At 50.4% G+C, this 16,411-nt stretch carries 16 protein-coding genes; 4 read left to right on the top strand and 12 right to left on the bottom strand.

Annotation, left to right across the window (positions count from 1 at the left end; all coding sequences use genetic code 11):
• The first annotated feature begins 50 nt into the window (after window positions 1–50).
• Window positions 51–443, top strand: a complete 393-nt coding sequence (locus V8F51_RS03880; RefSeq protein WP_442956395.1) for a VOC family protein — start codon at window positions 51–53, stop codon at window positions 441–443.
• Between the two features lie 65 nt (window positions 444–508).
• Here V8F51_RS03880 and acsA read toward each other — a convergent pair whose 3' ends face one another.
• Complete coding sequence (gene acsA, locus V8F51_RS03875) at window positions 509–2,233, bottom strand: acetate--CoA ligase (protein ID WP_337098727.1); 1,725 nt, start codon at window positions 2,231–2,233, stop codon at window positions 509–511.
• Between the two features lie 248 nt (window positions 2,234–2,481).
• On the opposite strand from acsA, the gene V8F51_RS03870 reads away from it, so the two are divergent.
• Both V8F51_RS03870 and V8F51_RS03865 read left to right on the top strand, forming a co-directional pair.
• Window positions 2,482–3,117 carry a GNAT family N-acetyltransferase gene (locus V8F51_RS03870; RefSeq protein ID WP_337098726.1) on the top strand — a complete coding sequence of 212 codons (636 nt, stop codon included), beginning with the start codon at window positions 2,482–2,484 and terminating at the stop codon, window positions 3,115–3,117.
• Window positions 3,118–3,170: 53 nt separating this feature from the next.
• On the top strand, window positions 3,171–4,352 hold the full coding sequence (locus tag V8F51_RS03865) for an acetoin utilization protein AcuC (RefSeq protein ID WP_337098725.1): 1,182 nt from the start codon (window positions 3,171–3,173) through the stop codon (window positions 4,350–4,352).
• Between the two features lie 378 nt (window positions 4,353–4,730).
• On the opposite strand, the gene V8F51_RS03860 is transcribed toward V8F51_RS03865, so the two are convergent.
• The 4 genes from V8F51_RS03860 to V8F51_RS03845 all read right to left on the bottom strand — a co-directional run bounded on the left by V8F51_RS03860 (window position 4,731) and on the right by V8F51_RS03845 (window position 7,633).
• Complete coding sequence (locus tag V8F51_RS03860; protein ID WP_337098724.1) at window positions 4,731–5,429, bottom strand: 5'-methylthioadenosine/adenosylhomocysteine nucleosidase; 699 nt, start codon at window positions 5,427–5,429, stop codon at window positions 4,731–4,733.
• Between the two features lie 5 nt (window positions 5,430–5,434).
• Entirely contained in the window at window positions 5,435–6,439 is a 1,005-nt protein-coding gene (gene ccpA / locus V8F51_RS03855) for a catabolite control protein A (protein WP_337098723.1), read from the bottom strand.
• A 197-nt stretch (window positions 6,440–6,636) separates the two neighbouring features.
• Window positions 6,637–7,050 carry a hypothetical protein gene (locus V8F51_RS03850; protein WP_337098722.1) on the bottom strand — a complete coding sequence of 138 codons (414 nt, stop codon included), beginning with the start codon at window positions 7,048–7,050 and terminating at the stop codon, window positions 6,637–6,639.
• Window positions 7,051–7,201: 151 nt separating this feature from the next.
• Window positions 7,202–7,633: a VanZ family protein gene (locus V8F51_RS03845; protein WP_337098721.1), complete on the bottom strand. Its 432-nt coding sequence runs from the start codon at window positions 7,631–7,633 to the stop codon at window positions 7,202–7,204.
• Window positions 7,634–7,716: 83 nt separating this feature from the next.
• Between V8F51_RS03845 and V8F51_RS03840 the strand changes: the two genes are divergently transcribed.
• Complete coding sequence (locus tag V8F51_RS03840) at window positions 7,717–8,247, top strand: type 1 glutamine amidotransferase domain-containing protein (protein ID WP_337098720.1); 531 nt, start codon at window positions 7,717–7,719, stop codon at window positions 8,245–8,247.
• On the opposite strand, the gene ptsP is transcribed toward V8F51_RS03840, so the two are convergent.
• The 7 genes from ptsP to V8F51_RS03805 all read right to left on the bottom strand — a co-directional run bounded on the left by ptsP (window position 8,244) and on the right by V8F51_RS03805 (window position 16,371).
• On the bottom strand, window positions 8,244–9,986 hold the full coding sequence (gene ptsP / locus V8F51_RS03835; RefSeq protein WP_337098719.1) for a phosphoenolpyruvate--protein phosphotransferase: 1,743 nt from the start codon (window positions 9,984–9,986) through the stop codon (window positions 8,244–8,246). The two genes, V8F51_RS03840 and ptsP, sit on opposite strands and share 4 nt — an antisense overlap.
• On the bottom strand, window positions 9,983–11,869 hold the full coding sequence (locus V8F51_RS03830) for a glucose PTS transporter subunit IIA (protein WP_337098718.1): 1,887 nt from the start codon (window positions 11,867–11,869) through the stop codon (window positions 9,983–9,985). Before V8F51_RS03830 ends, ptsP begins: the two co-directional genes overlap by 4 nt.
• 403 nt (window positions 11,870–12,272) lie before the next feature.
• Window positions 12,273–12,929, bottom strand: coding sequence for a PepSY domain-containing protein (locus tag V8F51_RS03825; RefSeq protein WP_337098717.1), 657 nt, complete (start codon window positions 12,927–12,929; stop codon window positions 12,273–12,275).
• Between the two features lie 123 nt (window positions 12,930–13,052).
• Window positions 13,053–13,658 (bottom strand): PepSY domain-containing protein, encoded by a 606-nt coding sequence (locus V8F51_RS03820; RefSeq protein ID WP_337098716.1) that lies wholly within the window; start codon window positions 13,656–13,658, stop codon window positions 13,053–13,055.
• 60 nt (window positions 13,659–13,718) lie between these two features.
• Window positions 13,719–15,107, bottom strand: coding sequence for a sensor histidine kinase (locus V8F51_RS03815; protein WP_337098715.1), 1,389 nt, complete (start codon window positions 15,105–15,107; stop codon window positions 13,719–13,721).
• Window positions 15,104–15,844, bottom strand: coding sequence for a response regulator transcription factor (locus V8F51_RS03810; RefSeq protein WP_442956394.1), 741 nt, complete (start codon window positions 15,842–15,844; stop codon window positions 15,104–15,106). The genes V8F51_RS03815 and V8F51_RS03810 overlap by 4 nt, the downstream gene beginning before the upstream one ends.
• Window positions 15,845–15,945: 101 nt before the next feature.
• Window positions 15,946–16,371 carry a CoA-binding protein gene (locus V8F51_RS03805; protein ID WP_337098713.1) on the bottom strand — a complete coding sequence of 142 codons (426 nt, stop codon included), beginning with the start codon at window positions 16,369–16,371 and terminating at the stop codon, window positions 15,946–15,948.
• Window positions 16,372–16,411 lie beyond the last annotated feature (40 nt).

Genomic DNA, 16,411 nt, shown 5'->3' with positions numbered 1-16,411 from the left:
AATAGATCGATAACATAGAGCAGAATTAATTCGAATAAGAAATGAAGGGAATGGTCGTTTTGACTAATAAACGTATCGATCATGTAGGCGTAATGGTCAAAGATATGGAAGCCTCCATCCGATTTTATACGGAAGTAATCGGTTTTGAGGAGAAGGGCCGCGTGCCGCATACAAATGGTGTAATCCAGCTTGCATTCCTAGGCTTCGGACATTCGGACGAAACCGATCTGGAGCTCGTTCAGGGCTACAACGGCGATCTGCCGACCGAGGGCAAGGTGCATCACTTTGCGGTCAAGGTGGACGATATTGAGGCGGAGTTCGAGCGTCTGAAGCAGCTGGAAGTTCCATTCGTTGATGAGGATATTACGACTTTGCCAAATGGCTATCGCTACTTCTTCGTCAGCGGTCCTGACAGCGAGCGGATCGAGCTATTCCAGCGATAAGCAGATCAAGGACAAATAAAAGGCGTCGCAGGATCTTCCTGCGACGCCTTCGTTTCATTATTGGATTAGTCCTCGATTGTAGATAAATCGCCAGTCGGCAAGTTAAGCTCCCACGCCTTCAGCACGCGGCGCATAATTTTGCCGCTGCGCGTCTTCGGAAGCTTATCTTTGAATTCAATCTCTCGCGGCGCCGCGTGAGCGGACAAGCCAACCTTAACGAATTGCGAGATTTCTTTCTTAAGCTCTTCAGAAGCGACGTATCCTTCGCGCAGGGCGATAAACGCTTTAATAATCTCGCCGCGCATCGGGTCAGGCTTACCAATTACGCCTGCCTCTGCTACCGCTGGATGCTCGACCAGCTTGCTCTCGACCTCGAAAGGTCCTACCCGCTCGCCGGACGTATTAATAACGTCATCAATCCGTCCTTGGAACCAGAAGTAACCGTCTTCGTCCATATAAGCGGAGTCTCCTGATACATACCAGCCTTCCAAACGGAAGTATTCCTCGTATTTGGACGGGTTGTTCCAAATCTTGCGCATCATCGACGGCCATGGCGTGCGTATAGCCAGATTACCCATGCGATACGGCGGCACTTCATTGCCGTTGTCGTCAATGATCGCGGCTGACACACCTGGAATTGGCTTGCCCATGGAACCTGGCTTAATATCCATGCTTGGATAGTTGCAGATTAGCTGCCCGCCTGTTTCTGTCATCCACCACGTATCATGAATACGCTGGCCGTATACTTTCATCCCCCAGCGGACAACCTCTGGATTAAGCGGCTCGCCAACGCTCAAGACATGACGTAGACTTGATAGATTGTATTGTGTTACGACGTCATCGCCAGCCCCCATAAGCATCCGGAAGGCCGTCGGAGCGCTATACCATACGGTTACGCCATACTTCTGAATGACGCCGTACCAGTCGCCAGGGCTGAAGCGACCGCCGCGAATGACGATTGTAGCGCCGTTCAACCACGGAGCGAAGATGCCGTACGAAGTGCCCGTTACCCAGCCTGGATCCGCTGTACACCAATAGACATCGTTTTCTTTCAAGTCAAGTACGATCTTGCCCGTATAATAATGCTGAATCATTGCGTTCTGAACATGGCATACACCCTTCGGCTTGCCGGTTGATCCGGATGTATAATGCAGGATCAGACCATCTTCTCGATCAAGCCATTCAATCTCAGCTTCCTCCGAGGCTTGGCTCATCTCAGCGGCAAAATCCAGTATGCCGTCTTCCGTCTGTACATCGTTGCCGAATACGAAAATATGTTTAAGCGCAGGCAGCTCCTCGCGTTTGATCCGTCCAAGCAAGGAAGGAGTCGTAACGATTGCCGTAGCTTCGCTGTCTTGCAGTCTATCTTTTACAGCTGTCTCCATAAATGCTTCGAACAGCGGTCCAACGATTGCGCCAACCTTTAGCGCGCCGAGCACGCTGAAATATAATTCAGGCGTTCGCGGCATGAAAATAAAAACACGCTCGCCTTTCGTTATACCATGCTTTCGAAGCACATTCGCGAATCGATTCGACTGCTTGCTAAGATCCTCGTACGTGTAGGACTCATCGCGGTCGTTGTCGCTGTAGTGAAGCGCGATTTTGCTTCCTTTGCCCTGCTCGACATGACGATCTATCGTTTCATAACCCATGTTTACTTTGCCAGTTGAATACCAACTGAATTGACTTTCGATTTGTTCCCATTTAAAGTTAGCTGCCGCATCCTCATAGTTCGTCAAATTCGTATTTGTCGCCGTTGCTGGAATACGCTCTTGATGCAAGTTGATCATTCTATCACTCTCCCATCAAATCTATCTATTGCTACCATAGAATACGCTTTCATAATGTAGTCTATTCTTGCAGGCAAACAAGCCGACTAACCTAAACGATTCGTATGGCATTTAACCGCCACAACTATTATAGCATAACCTTTTTCATCTCGACTATGCTTTTCATTTCCCGCAATGTTTGTTATAACCATTAATAGAGCATCGCCTTGAGCACGGGCTGCATGAGTATACGAAAGGGGGATTTGCTTTTGGAACATCGAAAACGGTTGCAGCATGAGCGTATCGAGCTGCCTGGCAATCGTGAGCTTGTTATTGAAGGTCCTGTGCCGCCTGAGCAAGTTGCACAGCTCGTTATGCATCCTGCGCTTGACGCATTCAGAAGGCCGCGCGACCAACATGAGGCGTTGGTAGAAATTGCAGCGCTTGACGAGGGCCGAATTATACTCGTAAGGGAAGCGGATACGATTGTCGGTTATGTAACATTCCATTATGCAGACGAGCTTGAACGCTGGTCTGAGGGCGGGATGAACGACCTGATCGAGCTCGGCGCGATTGAGGTTGCTGACGATTACCGCTCGTATGGACTAGGTAAAAAGATGATAAATCTCGCTTTTGCTGAAGAACAGCTGGACAATATGATTGTATTTACAACCGAATACTATTGGCATTGGGACTTAGAGGGTACGAAGCTTAATGTTTGGGAATATCGCAATATGATGGAGAAGCTGATGAAGTCGGTAGGCATGATCTGGTTCGCAACGGATGATCCCGAGATTTGCTCCCACCCTGCTAACTGTCTAATGGTGAAGATCGGCAAGGAAGTGCCGCTAAGCTCCGTTGAACAGTTCGACCGCGTCCGGTTCCGTCAGCGATTTATGTACTAACACGGTTAGAGCTTAAGACATAGGCTTAACCTTTCTAGGAGGCTATAAGGGGAATGTCTTCAAAAGCAAACGCAATATTCTTTCACCATCCGGGTTCTGAGAACTATAAATTCGGAGAGGAGCATCCCTTCGATCCGAGGCGCCTTACGTTAACGATTGATCTGCTGAGACGTATGGGAGCGTTGACGGACGATCAAATAAGGCAGCCCCATCTAAGCGCAAATGAGGAGCTTCTTGCGTTAGTGCATAGGCAAGATTACGTGGACGCCGTTAAAAAATTAAGCGCGCCTGTCGATCATAACGACACGCTTGCCGAGAAATACGGTCTGCAAACCGAAGACACCCCGTTCTTTGCCGGCATTCATCAAGCCGCTTCTGCGATCGTTAGCGGCTCCGTAGCCGCTGCTGATGCCGTCATGAGCGGACAGTCGCTCCATGCGTTCCACCTCGCTGGAGGGCTGCACCACGCCTTCCCTGAGCGCGCATCGGGTTTCTGCGTCTACAATGACGCCGCCATCGCAATCGAACATATACGCCGTACATACGGCGCAAGAGTGCTCTACATCGATACAGACGTCCATCATGGCGACGGCGTTCAGTGGGTATTCTATGCCGATCAGGACGTATGCACCTATTCGATTCACGAAACGGGGCGTTTCCTGTTCCCGGGAACGGGCTTCGTCCATGAGAAAGGCGCGGATAGCGGGTTTGGCGCTTGCTTCAACGTGCCGCTCGAGCCTTATACCGAAGATGACTCGTGGCTGGAGAGCTTTAACGTGACGCTTCGCAAAGTCATTGCCGTTCATAAGCCTGATGTCATCATCAGCCAGCATGGCTGCGACGCTCACGCCTATGATCCTCTCTCCCATATGCATTGCAGCATGCATATCTATCAGCAAATCCCGGCCATCATACATGAGCTTGCGCATGATTATACGAACGGCAAATGGGTTGCGCTTGGCGGCGGAGGTTACGATATATGGCGTGTCGTTCCAAGAGCATGGGCGCTCGTGTGGCTGACGATGACCGAGCATCCCGTAACGACTGAGCTACAAGACATTCGTACAATGCCGCAGCTGCCAGCAGATTGGCTGGAGCATTGGTCGCCTTCATGTCCGCATGAGCTTCCTTCACAATGGTTGGATGATCTGACGCACATCCCTCCTATCCCGCGGCGTGAAGAGATAACGCTCAAAAATCGCGTGACGCAGCAAATTGCCATTCAGGATTTGTAGAACTGTATTTCATACAATATAGATATGATCTCAATTCATATGATTTATCACACAAGAGCAGTTAAACAAGTTATACACTGTCAAAACTTATACGATTTATCTTATAAAAGTGGTTAATCCATCCACGCAGCGTATGATTTTGGACGATTTTTCGAACAAAAATCTTGGTTTGACCTGTCTGTAAGGTTGGTTTATACGATATATCGTACAACTATTGGTTAGTCACGGTTAATTGACAGTCTCCGAAATCCAAATAGACTCGCAATAATTCCAATCGGAAGGCTAACTAATACAGCTATAAGGGAGATCATTAAAAAGCACCCGCCGGTCGATCGAAAGCGATCAACTGGCGGGTGCTTATGTGTCTAATCATAATAATTACATATGCTTGACCATATCATCAATGATCTGGTACGAGTTATTAGCGGCTTGAATCGTAAATTGCGCAAAATTCACATGAGCAGATCCATCAGCCTTGTCCGACATGGAACGAATGACGACATATGGGATTCCATTCATGTCGCAAACTTGCGCAACGGACGCGCCTTCCATCTCTGCACATGCGCCATCGAACGTCTCATGCAACAGCTTGACCGCCTCGCGGCTTGCAATGAACTGATCGCCGGACAATACGATTCCCTTTAGACTGCGGCCTGGGAAATGACGATCGCTAGCCGATACAGCAAGCTCGATCAGTCTGTCGTCAGCAGGAAACTCCGAACGGCTATGGAATGGAATCGTACCTCTGGCAAAGCCAAGCGGCGAGCAATCCATATCGTGCTGAATGCTGATTGTAGATACGACGATATCGCCGATGTTGAGTCGCGGGTCAACCGCGCCTGCAACGCCTGTGAACAACACGCAGTCTGCACCGAGATCAAGCAAAATTTGCGTACATACGGCGGCATTCACTTTACCTACACCCGACTTGCAGAAGATAACTTCCTTGCCGTGCAGTTTGCCCTCGTAATACGTAATCCCTGCCTTCGTCACCTCGGAAGCTACTTCCGTATGCTTATGCAGCAATTCAATTTCTTCAACCATAGCGCCAATAATTCCGATTTTGTTAAACGGCATTTCTATTAAATTCCTCCAACTGATTGACGCACAACAATTTCATGAGGCAAAACCACTTGAGATTGTTCCACGTTTTCTTTCTTCATCAGCTTCGTAAGCAAACGCATCGATACTGCGCCAATATCATACATAGGCTGTGCTACAGCTGTTAGCTGCGGTCTTACCATTGAAGCCATACGGCTATTGTCCACGCTAATAACGGAGAAGTCGTTAGGCACTTTCAGTCCCGCATCTTGAATCGCATGAATAGCGCCGATCGCCATCTCGTCCGTAGCTGAAAATACAGCCGTAGGACGCTCAGAAAGCTCGATGAAATATTTCATTGCATCAGCACCGGACTCATAACGATAGTTGCCTATACGAACGAGTGAATCGTCATACGGAATGCCGGAAGCTTCCAGCGCACGCTTATATCCTTGGAAACGAGCATAGCCGTTAGCCGGGTCTTGCAGCGTTCCGCTAATCATCGCAATGCGCTTGTGGCCTTTCCCAACCAAGCTCATCACTGCGTCGAAAGCAGCGTTCTCGTGATTAATATCTACCGATGGAACTTGTCCGCTCTCATCCGTAGTCGCGCATAGCACGATTGGCACATTAGCCGTCTTGAACGCTTGCAAGTGCTCTTCGGTTACAGGCGCTCCTAGAAACAGCAAACCGTCGACTTGCTTCTCTAGCAGCGTATTGATAACGCGAATCTCCTTGTCCTTCTTCTTGTCCGCATTAGCCAAAATAATATTATAATGATACATATTAGCTATATCTTCTATGCCCCTGGCTACCTCTGCATACAAAGCATTCGATATATCGGGGATAACGACGCCTACTGTTGTCGTCTTCTTGCTTGCCAATCCGCGTGCGACGGCATTCGGACGATATCCTAGCCGTTCAATCGCTTCATATACCTTCTTGCGTGTTGCAGGCTTTACGTTAGGATTGTTGTTCACAACCCGAGAAACCGTTGCCATGGATACTCCTGCTTCTCTTGCTACATCATAAATGGTTACAGTCACGGTCCTTCTCTCCATTAGCTCAGATTTTTATTGTTACGTACGCCGCATATTACAGTAATGATACGACAAAATATTACTTTTCGCAATGTTAACGCTTATCGTTTACGCTCACGGTGTAAGTAAAATAGCCGTATGAACGATTTAATTACACATCGCCCACCCGGGTAGATCTGGCTAAAAGTGCAGTCGTTGTACCGTTATGTAAGAAGCGTGCGACGGCTAAGCTGTTTCAGCCGCTTATCCAAATCTTGAATCCATGCTTCGTCATTCAGCGTTTGCGCAAGCAAATATAGATCTAGCAATTGATTGACGCGCTCCTCGAAGAGGCGCTCGACCGCGCTGCGATCCGTATGCTGCTTATAGGATTTCGCCTCTACTAACAAACTTGCCCATTCATTGCATTCGTTAAACAAAAACGTTTGCTTATCGGGTTCTGCGCCAAGCTGGGCGATTAGTCCAGTCAAATCAGGCTTAACCTCGGGAATAACCTCGCTCCGGTTGCATATCGTGCAGGAGAATATCGGAACGTTATCAATTTCTACTTTTCCGGAAAATATAACTGTTCGCAGCTTCATCGTCATAATGTCGCCGCAATGACACCGCTTTTGCAAAGTGGTCCACTCCTTCTCATGGCAGCTTGAGCCTAAGCTGAAATCTAGGCACAAAGAGATAGATAGGTAATTCGACCTTTTTCGCAAAAAATCCTGCTTGTGTCGTCTATGTAATTTTTACTACAGCAGGCAACAAGCGTTAATCGCCAGCCTATTGACTATTCGCTCTGGACAGCTTCGATCTTAACCGCTTCACAGGCGGCAGTAACCCGATAATAACCCATAAAGTTGCTCCAATTATGTCGTTCCTTAGGTCATGCGAATCAAGCATCCGGCCTCCTACGAATGACTGATGATACTCATCAGTGATGCCGTAAACACCGCATAATAAGATCACGAGCAGCTTGAAAGATAAAAGCTCCGAGCGGCGTCCAAACCCATAGTCGAGCAGCATGGCAAGCAGAAAGTAGGAAACAAAGTGACCCCAATTGAAATTATCCATGAATGGAAACAGCTTCTGAAAGAGCGGCAGCACGGTATCCAGCTGTTCGCCTGTTCGTGAGGATAATATAAAGATAATGGCCATCCAAAGGAAAGCGGGAATAAATCGATAAATGGAAATACGGCGTCGAGTCTGCATCATTATTTGTTCTGTTTGCTTCATTGAATCTCCTTCGCTACAATAATAGGGATGGTTAAACGTACACGTTGGAGGGGAAAATCGAAATGTCCTTACATAATAAGACGGTCATTTGCTTGCTGGATGATGAATTTGAAGATTTGGAATTGTGGTATCCGGTATATCGCGCCCATGAAGCCGGAGCAACGGTGCTCTATGCTGGACCCGAGAAAGGCAAGAAGCATATTGGCAAGTATGGCGTTCCCGCTGTTGCCGACCTCTCGTTCGATGAGGTGAGCAGCGAAGATATCATCGGCTTGCTCGTTCCTGGCGGATGGGCGCCGGATAAGCTCCGCCGTTATCCGAAGGTGCTCCAGCTTGTACAAGAGCTAAATGCGCAAAATAAGCCGATCGGACAAATTTGCCATGCCGGCTGGGTGCTCATCTCTGCCAAAATACTCGAAGGACGTAAAGTTACGTCGACTCCGGGCATTCGGGACGATATGGAGAACGCAGGCGCGACCTGGTACGATGAAGCCGTCGTTGTCGATGGCAATCTCATATCAGCGAGACGTCCGCCGGATCTGCCGGAATACGCAAAGGCTTTCGTAGACGCATTAGAGCAGCGAATGGGTTAACCATTCGCTGTCTTTAGGTCCACGCGTTCCATGAAACGAGTCAGCACATCAATAATCTCATTGCTTGTGCGGCATTCCAGCACTTGATGGAGCACCTCTCGGCTCTCATTCTGCATCGTGCTAAGCAGTCTCTCCTTCACAGGCAAGATCGAGTGCGAGGACATGCTCAGCTCCTCGACATCCAGGCTTAGCCATATCGGCAGCGCCCGCAAATCCCCCGCCAGCTCACCGCATACGCCTACTTTGATTCCATTACGCTTTGCCGCGTCTACAGTCAACATCAGCATTCGAAGCAGCGCAGGATGGAATGGCTCATACAGATGTGAAATTTCCTCGTTCATCCGGTCGACCGCTAGCGTGAATTGAACGAGATCATTCGTTCCGATGCTGAAGAAGTCAACCTCCTTCGCGAGCATGTCGGCTATCATGACCGCTGCAGGAACCTCAATCATTATTCCGATCTTAATTTCTTTATCATATGGGATGTCTTCCTGCTCCAGCTCCCGCTTTGCTTGTTCCAGTATGGCATTCGCCGCTCTCACTTCGTCAACCGAGGAAATAAGCGGGTACATCAGCTTCACCTGACCGTAATGACTGGCTCGAAGAATCGCTCGAAGCTGCGTCTTGAACAAATCCTGCCGATCAAGCGATATACGAATCGCACGATAGCCAAGGAACGGATTATCCTCTTCCGGAAGCTCGAAATAATCAAGCTGCTTGTCGCCGCCGATATCGAGCGTTCGAATGACGAGCGCATCTCCTGCCAACTTCTCGGCTACACCCTTATATACGTCGAACTGCTCATCTTCTCTAGGGAATCGATTACGGTCCATGTATAGAAATTCGGTTCGGAACAAACCAACGCCATGCGCCCCGCTTGCCATCGCAATCTCCAGCTCCTTGAGGGAGCTAATGTTGGCAGCAAGCTCTAGCGTCTTGCCATCTGGCGTCATCGGGCGATGGCCAGCAATATTATGGAGCTTCTTCTTCGCTTCCTTCTGCCGGCTGTGCAGTTGCGTGTAGGTCTCAATGATTTGTTGCGTCGGCTCCATAAATACTTTGCCGTCGCTTCCGTCGATTATGATTGTCTGACCGGTCTGAAGCGGCTCCTCCAAGGAGATCTCGACGCCAACGACTAGCGGAACGCCTAGCGCGCGCGCCATTATGGCAGAATGGGAAGTCGTGCTGCCTTGCAGCGTCACAATGCCAAGCACATGCTGTGGATTAATATGAGCGAGCTGTGAAGGGGACAGCTCCTTAGCAATAAGAATAAATGGCTGCGTGTCGGAAGGAAGCGTAATTTCCGGAGCGCCTAGCAAGTGCTTGAGCAGCCGGTTGCCGACATCCTTAATGTCCAGCGCGCGTTCCTTCATATATTCATCGTCCAGCAGATCGAACATCGTCACGAAATGATCGATCGCTTCCTTCACAGCAACTTCAGCCGCCTTGTATTGGCGCTGAATGATGCCTTGAATTTCATTCATGAATACAGGATCGTCCAAAATAGCGAGATGCGCGTCAAATATATGCGTCTCCTCCGAACCGACAACCTCTCGCAGCTCATCCTTGATTTGCTCGATTTCGACTTTGGACGTCCGAATGCCCTCATATACACGCTCGAACTCCCGCGCAAAATCGGCAACGTCAATTTTTTGCTCCGGAAGCTCCCACTCCCAATTAGGCAGCACGAACGCTCTCCCGATCGCAATGCCTGCTGACGCTCCTATACCTTGAATCATTGTGCTTCCCCTCCACCATTTCTCTCTTTAAGTACAACCGACATCACCGAAGACTGACCTTTCTTCACTGCTTTGAACGGCGCAAAGCGCCAGGAGTGTACGAGATCGGAGTTCGTAATGACCATTGGAGTTGCAAGCGACTTGCTCTCCTTCTTAACGCGCTGCAGATCAAAGCGGATAAGCAGCATCCCCGGCGTAACCTCGTCCCCTTCTTTCACGACAGCGTTGAAGTACGATTTGCCGGCAAGCTTCGACGTATCGATACCGATATGAAGCAGCACCTCAAGTCCTTCCCCTGTCTTAATGCCTATGGCGTGCATCGTCGGATAAATGTGAATGACGACGCCCTTGACCGGCGATACGAGCTCCCCTCTGTCGGGAATGAAGGCCACCCCTTGTCCGACAAGCTTGCCGGCGAAAATAGGATCGGGCACTTCCTCGAGCGGAATCATTCTGCCCTGCATCGGGGAATTAAACAAGATTTGCGCCTGGTCGCGCTGGATCGTCTTGTTCATCTCCTCGCGTATAAGCTCGGAATAGGTGCCGAAGACGACTTGCACATGCCCGCCGCCAAGCTTGATAACGCCTGCCGCGCCGAGATTGCGCAGTGCGTTCGTATCTATTAGCCTCTCGTTTGATACTTTAAGCCGCAGGCGAGTAATACAGGACTCCATTTGCACGATATTTTGCTTCCCGCCGATCGCTTGAAGAATGAGCGGCGCGCGGTAAGGAATATCGCCTGCCCATTCGTCGAGCTGCGAACCTTCCTCGCGCCCCGGCGTTGGAATGCGGAATCTCCGAATCGCCCAGCGGAACAGAAAGTAATAAACCAAACCAACGACGATGCCAATCGGAATGAGAAGCCATCCGCGCGTAGCCAAATGTTCATTAATAAGATAATCGATCGCGCCGCCCGAGAACGAGAAGCCGTGTTTAATGCCTAGCTCATACGTTACCCACATAATAACGCCCGACAGTATCGCATGAACGACGTACAAGTAAGGAGCGACGAATAAGAAAGCGAATTCGACGGGTTCAGTAACCCCTGTCAAAAAGGAAGACAGTGCCGCATACATAAACGTTTTGCGGATTTTCGGCTTCAAATCCTCGCGCGCTTCATGAATGATCGCGAACGCAATCGCAGGCAAAGCGAACATCATCGTAGGGTACATACCCGCCATGAATGATCCGGCCGTTGGATCGCCGGCGAAGAAACGCGGCAAATCGCCGAAGACCATCTCGCCTGTTGCTGTCTCATAGCCGCCAATCTGGAACCAGAACACATGGCTGACGAGATGATGCAGGCCGAATACGACGAGTATCCGATGAACGAAGCCGTACAGGAACACGCCGAATCCGCCGCCTGAGGCAACGATGTCGCCAAGATCAATCAGTAACTGCTGCAAATAAGGAGCTACACCGACCATTCCTATAGAGAACAGCAGCGAAATAAAGCTGACGAACAGCGGCACGAACCGAGGACCGCCAAAAAACTGTATGTACTCAGGCAGTTTAAGATTTTTTAACTGTGCATGGCTTAAACCTGATGCCACGCCTATAATGGTGCCGATGAGCACAGTCGGCTCTATCTGCACTTCTACGGAACCCGTAATCCCTTCGTAAATAAACATCCCTACAAGGGCAGCCATACCGGCCGACAACGCATTTCCTGTCATGCCCAGCGCGATGCCAACGGCAAATATGAAAGGCAAAAACATAAATACAGCTTCGCTCGCCGCTTGCAAATAGCCGGACATGCCGGGCATCCCGACCATATCCCATGGCAGCGTGCTTAAGCTTAAAAATATAGCTGCCGCAGGCAGCACGACCATCGGCAGCATGATCGCTCTGCCGAGCTGTTGAAAACTCCCAATGGAGATCATTACGCACCCCCTAACCGTTTGCGTCTGTTGTGATATGGAACCAAAATGTCTATTACGATGTTAAGCGCATACGTCCGTTTTGTCAAAACAAAACCCGCCTATCTTTAGTCTAGCTGTTTGAAATCATTCCTACAACGAAGATGCAAGGTGAAACGGCTATCGCTGTCTTTTGGCTGCGTTGCGCGTTTCATTCCGGAGAAATATAGGCGTCAGTTTAGTGTGACAACATATACTATCCTATATTTTAAGAAGAATCGCCTAGCGGCGTCCTATCTATGGACGCCAACGCTTCGTCGAAACGTATAGAGAAAGTATGTGTAAAATCATATACTTTCCTGTACGTCAAAAAAACGCAAGCACCTGAGGCTTCGTCAGCCTTGGCACTCGCGCTTGGTTCATGAGTTTAATCACGATCGTCGTCATCATGCTTGTCATCATCGGAATCATAATCATAATCATCGTCATCGTCATTGTCATTGTCATCGTCATTGTCGTCATCATCATTATCGTAATCGACATCCAGTACCTTGCCTGTTGCAGCTGCAATGTCCACTTCTGCCCTTCCTGCAGCTGTTCTTAGCTTGACTTCAAATTTTTTCATGCCGTCATCCCAATCTGTCTCCACCCGAATGACTTCGCCTTTCACCTTCTGCTGTGCCAGCTTGCCTGCTTGCTCCTTCGTAATCGTCGTCGATGCCGATTCGGCTGACGGAGCACTTGTCGGCGATGTTGTTGGTGCTGTTGTCGGTGCAGTCGTAGTACGAGGAGTATCATCGTCATCGTTTTTAACCTTCAGCACTTTACCGGTTGCCGCGTCTACATGGACATCCACGTCTTGGAAGGTGTCCTTGCGGTCGATGTCCACCTCGTAGTACACCGTATTGCGTTCACGATCCAATTCAATATCCGTCACGGTTCCTGGAGCTGCGTTTAAGGCGATTTGCTTCGCTTTGATCTTGCCGATATAGGAAGTTACCCCTTCGGCCGCCACGGCCGCGCTCGTCCCTCCTAGCGCCACGATAAGACCCAATCCGATAATCCAGCCTTTTCTCTTCATCATACTCCGACATCTCCTTTATCATTCTCTGATTGCGAACCGTTGCCGGCTCTTGCTGCTACATCTATAACTTACACCCGCAATCTAAGAGAACCATTACAGAAACATTAGAATTTGATGATAAAACTAGTCGTCATCGTCATCCCAAGTTACAGATACGACCTTGCCGGAGGCGGCATTCAGCTGTACGTCCGCTTCCTTTCCGTCTTTGCTTTCGATTTCCACAAAATAGTACCACTTTCCGCCCTCTTGCTCCATGTCGATATCCTTGACCATGCCTGGAATTTTGCCCAGAGCCAGCTCGGTTGCCTTCTGCTCGGTAATCTGAATGGACGGATTGGTTGACGGACTGCTTGCAGGTGGAGGAGAAGTCGGCTTAGGTGTCGCCGTTGGCGGAGGCGACAGCGACGGTTCAGGCGAACCCGGTTCCGGAGACGCGCCCCCCTCTTCGATGCCATAGCGTTCCAACGTTCGAATAGAAGCAATACCCGCCGGTCCGACTGTCAGCTCATACAAACCTTGCGTTGATCGGAGCTGGATCACGTACCCTTCGCCTAACGGTTTGCTTCCAACGATCTCGCCCGAATATTGTCCGAGTACCTCCTCCTCGGCCGCAGCTAGCGTAAGTTCGGGCGAGCTATCGGCCCGGACCACCAAATAAATAGCTGCAGCGGCAACAATAACGATGACGGCTGCTGCCGCTGCACCGAGCCGCCATTTTGTGTGATTCATGCAATCCATCCCTCCAGACGTTCCTTAATACCGTCTATTCTAACTCCCTTTTCTTACAATTTACTGAGAACGACCGGCTGGCGCCTCGATAGGGATGACGATTGTTGCCGTCGTGCCAACGCCCGGCACGCTTTCCAGCACAAGCTCGGCGCTAATGGCTTGCGCAAGCTCCTTGCCAAGCGACAAACCGAGCCCTGCGCCGCCCACCGGCTCCTGATCTCGGCTGCGGGCTTTATCGACGCGATAGAAGCGCTCGAATACTTGCTTGAGCTCTTCTGCCGGAATCCCGATTCCGCGATCCGTCACCCGAATATATCCGCCTTTATCCTCGCGTCCCACATCAATTTGAATCATCTCGCTGCTGTATTTGCGAGCGTTGTCCAACAAAATGAAAAGGATCTGCTTAAGCATGCCTTGATCCGTGCTAACCGTCACGTCAGCAAGATCCAGCGCCGCTACCCTGACATCGCGCTTATATGCGCTGCGGAAAAACTCGGCGGTCTGCTCGGCAAACGGCAGCAGCTCCAGCGGCTCCCGTTCCACCTTCCACTCCCTCCGGGACGTCGCGAGCAGCAGCAGCCGTTCCGTCATCCCTTTCATTCGCACGGCTTCGGAATGAATAGCTTCAATTGATTCCTCGAACAGCTCCGGCCGATCAAGTCCTCTTCGCTTGAGCAGACTGGCGTAGCTTTCGATAATCGTTAACGGCGTCTTCAGCTCGTGCGAAGCGTTGGACACGAATTGCTCCTGCTTCGCGAAGCTGTCTTCCAGCAGCCCGATCATCTCATTGAACGTTTCTCCCATTTCCACGAGCTCGTCACGGGAACGTCCCTGCTGCTTCAGCTTAACGAACTCGCCGCTGCGGGCAATTTGACGCATCGTTCTGGTCATAGCTGAAATAGGACGCATCAGCACCTTTCCTAATACGACGCTCGAAACGAGCACAGGTATCAGCACCGCTGCCGAAACGCTGATCAGCACAAGCCGCAAAATCCGCAGCAGCTCCTTGAGCTCCTCGAGACTCGCCGTCGCCTGCACGTTCGCAACCGCCCCATCCCCTCCGATAACCGGAATGGACACGAAGCCGTAGCTTTTGCGCGCGATATTCAATCGATGCTGCTTCTGCTCGCTGGAATATACAGCCGCTTGGCCGCTTAAGTCTGTTTCCGAGGCTGAAGTAACGAGCGTTCCGCCGCCGTCCGCCTCTTCAGGCACCCACCTAAGCATGCCGTTAAGCGGCACGTATGCTCGAAGCAGCTCCACTAATGCAGCGTTATGATCTGCCTGACGCAAGGCAGTTGCCGCCTGGCGGGTTTCCGCCGCGAGATTGTTCAGCTCGCGCTCCAGCATCATGGAAGAGAACATGGTGTATACCGTTGCATTGGCAAGCAGCAGCAGCACCGTAAACAATACCGATGAATACAGATGTATTTTGCTGCGCAGCTTCATGTCGCGTCCTTAATACAATAGCCGATGCCCCGAACCGTATGGATAAGCTCCGTATCATAGCCTTCGTCTATTTTTTTGCGTACATAGCGGATATAAACATCCACGACATTCGTATTGCCCGCATAATCATAGCCCCACACCTCGGCGAGCAACTGATCCCTGCTTAAGACTAGTTTTTTGTTGCGAAGCAAATAGGCCAGCAGGTCGAACTCCCGCTGAGTAAGTATAATCGGCTGCCCGGCCCGCTCCACCTCGCGCGTGCTTTCGTTCAACCTGAGATCGGACGCCGTCATCCACTGGCCGGGCTGCTGCTCTCCCGCGACGTGCCCGGCAGCTTTGCGCAAAGCCGCGCGAATGCGGGCGAGCAGCTCCTCCATCTCGAACGGCTTCGTCATATAATCATTGGCGCCCAGATCAAGACCGGTTACTTTATCCGATAAAGCACTCTTGGCAGTTAGCATAATGACTGGAATGTTTGCATCCACAGCGCGAATGCGCTGCAGCAGGTCAATTCCGCTAATCCCCGGCAGCATCACATCGAGCAAAATGAGGGCGATTCCCCCTGCCTTATATTCTGCCCATCCCTCCACGCCATCTGGCGCAAGTCTTACCCCGTACCCTTCGCTCTCGAGCTCGATTTGCAGTAAACGGGCGATCCGGCGCTCGTCCTCTACAATCAGTATTGTGTCGCTCACTGGCAATTCCCTCCCGGCTTCTGTTTTCTTTCCTATTAGCATAGCTGAAAGAGTCGTGCTCGTCTAACCCGGCAGGACCCGCAACGGACGCAAAAAAAGCTTTTTAACCGAAGTGCGGTTAAAAAGCTCTCTGTACCGATTTATTATTTGCCGCCTGGAAGAAGGATGGAATCCTCTACCTTAATGCAACGATCCATAATGACATTCAGGCCGCCTGATTCTGCAATGGAAGCTGCTTCCTCGCTTGCGATGCCAAGCTGCAGCCACAACGTCTTCGCCCCGATCGCAACCGCTTCTTCAGCCACTGGCGGCGTATGCTCGCTCCGTCTGAACACATTCACGATATCGACGGGCACGGGAATCTCTTTAAGACTAGCATAGCTCTTCTGACCGAGAATCGATTCCGCGTTCGGGTTCACCGGAATAATTGTATACCCTTTGGCTTGCATCGCCTCGGACACCATATACGATACACGGTCAGGCTTATCAGACAGCCCGACAACTGCAATTGTTGTGCTTCCCTTCAGAATCGACTTGATTTCCTCGCGAGACGGATGTTGATAGGCCATTGCCGCACCTCAATTCATCATATTGAATTGCTGTATTATT

The organism is Paenibacillus sp. YIM B09110 (assembly GCF_037167145.1).
In the GTDB taxonomy this organism is placed as follows: Bacteria; Bacillota; Bacilli; order Paenibacillales; family Paenibacillaceae; genus Pristimantibacillus.
The sequence above is the reverse complement of the archived record's forward strand: the minus strand, read 5'-3'. Positions and strand labels throughout refer to the sequence as shown.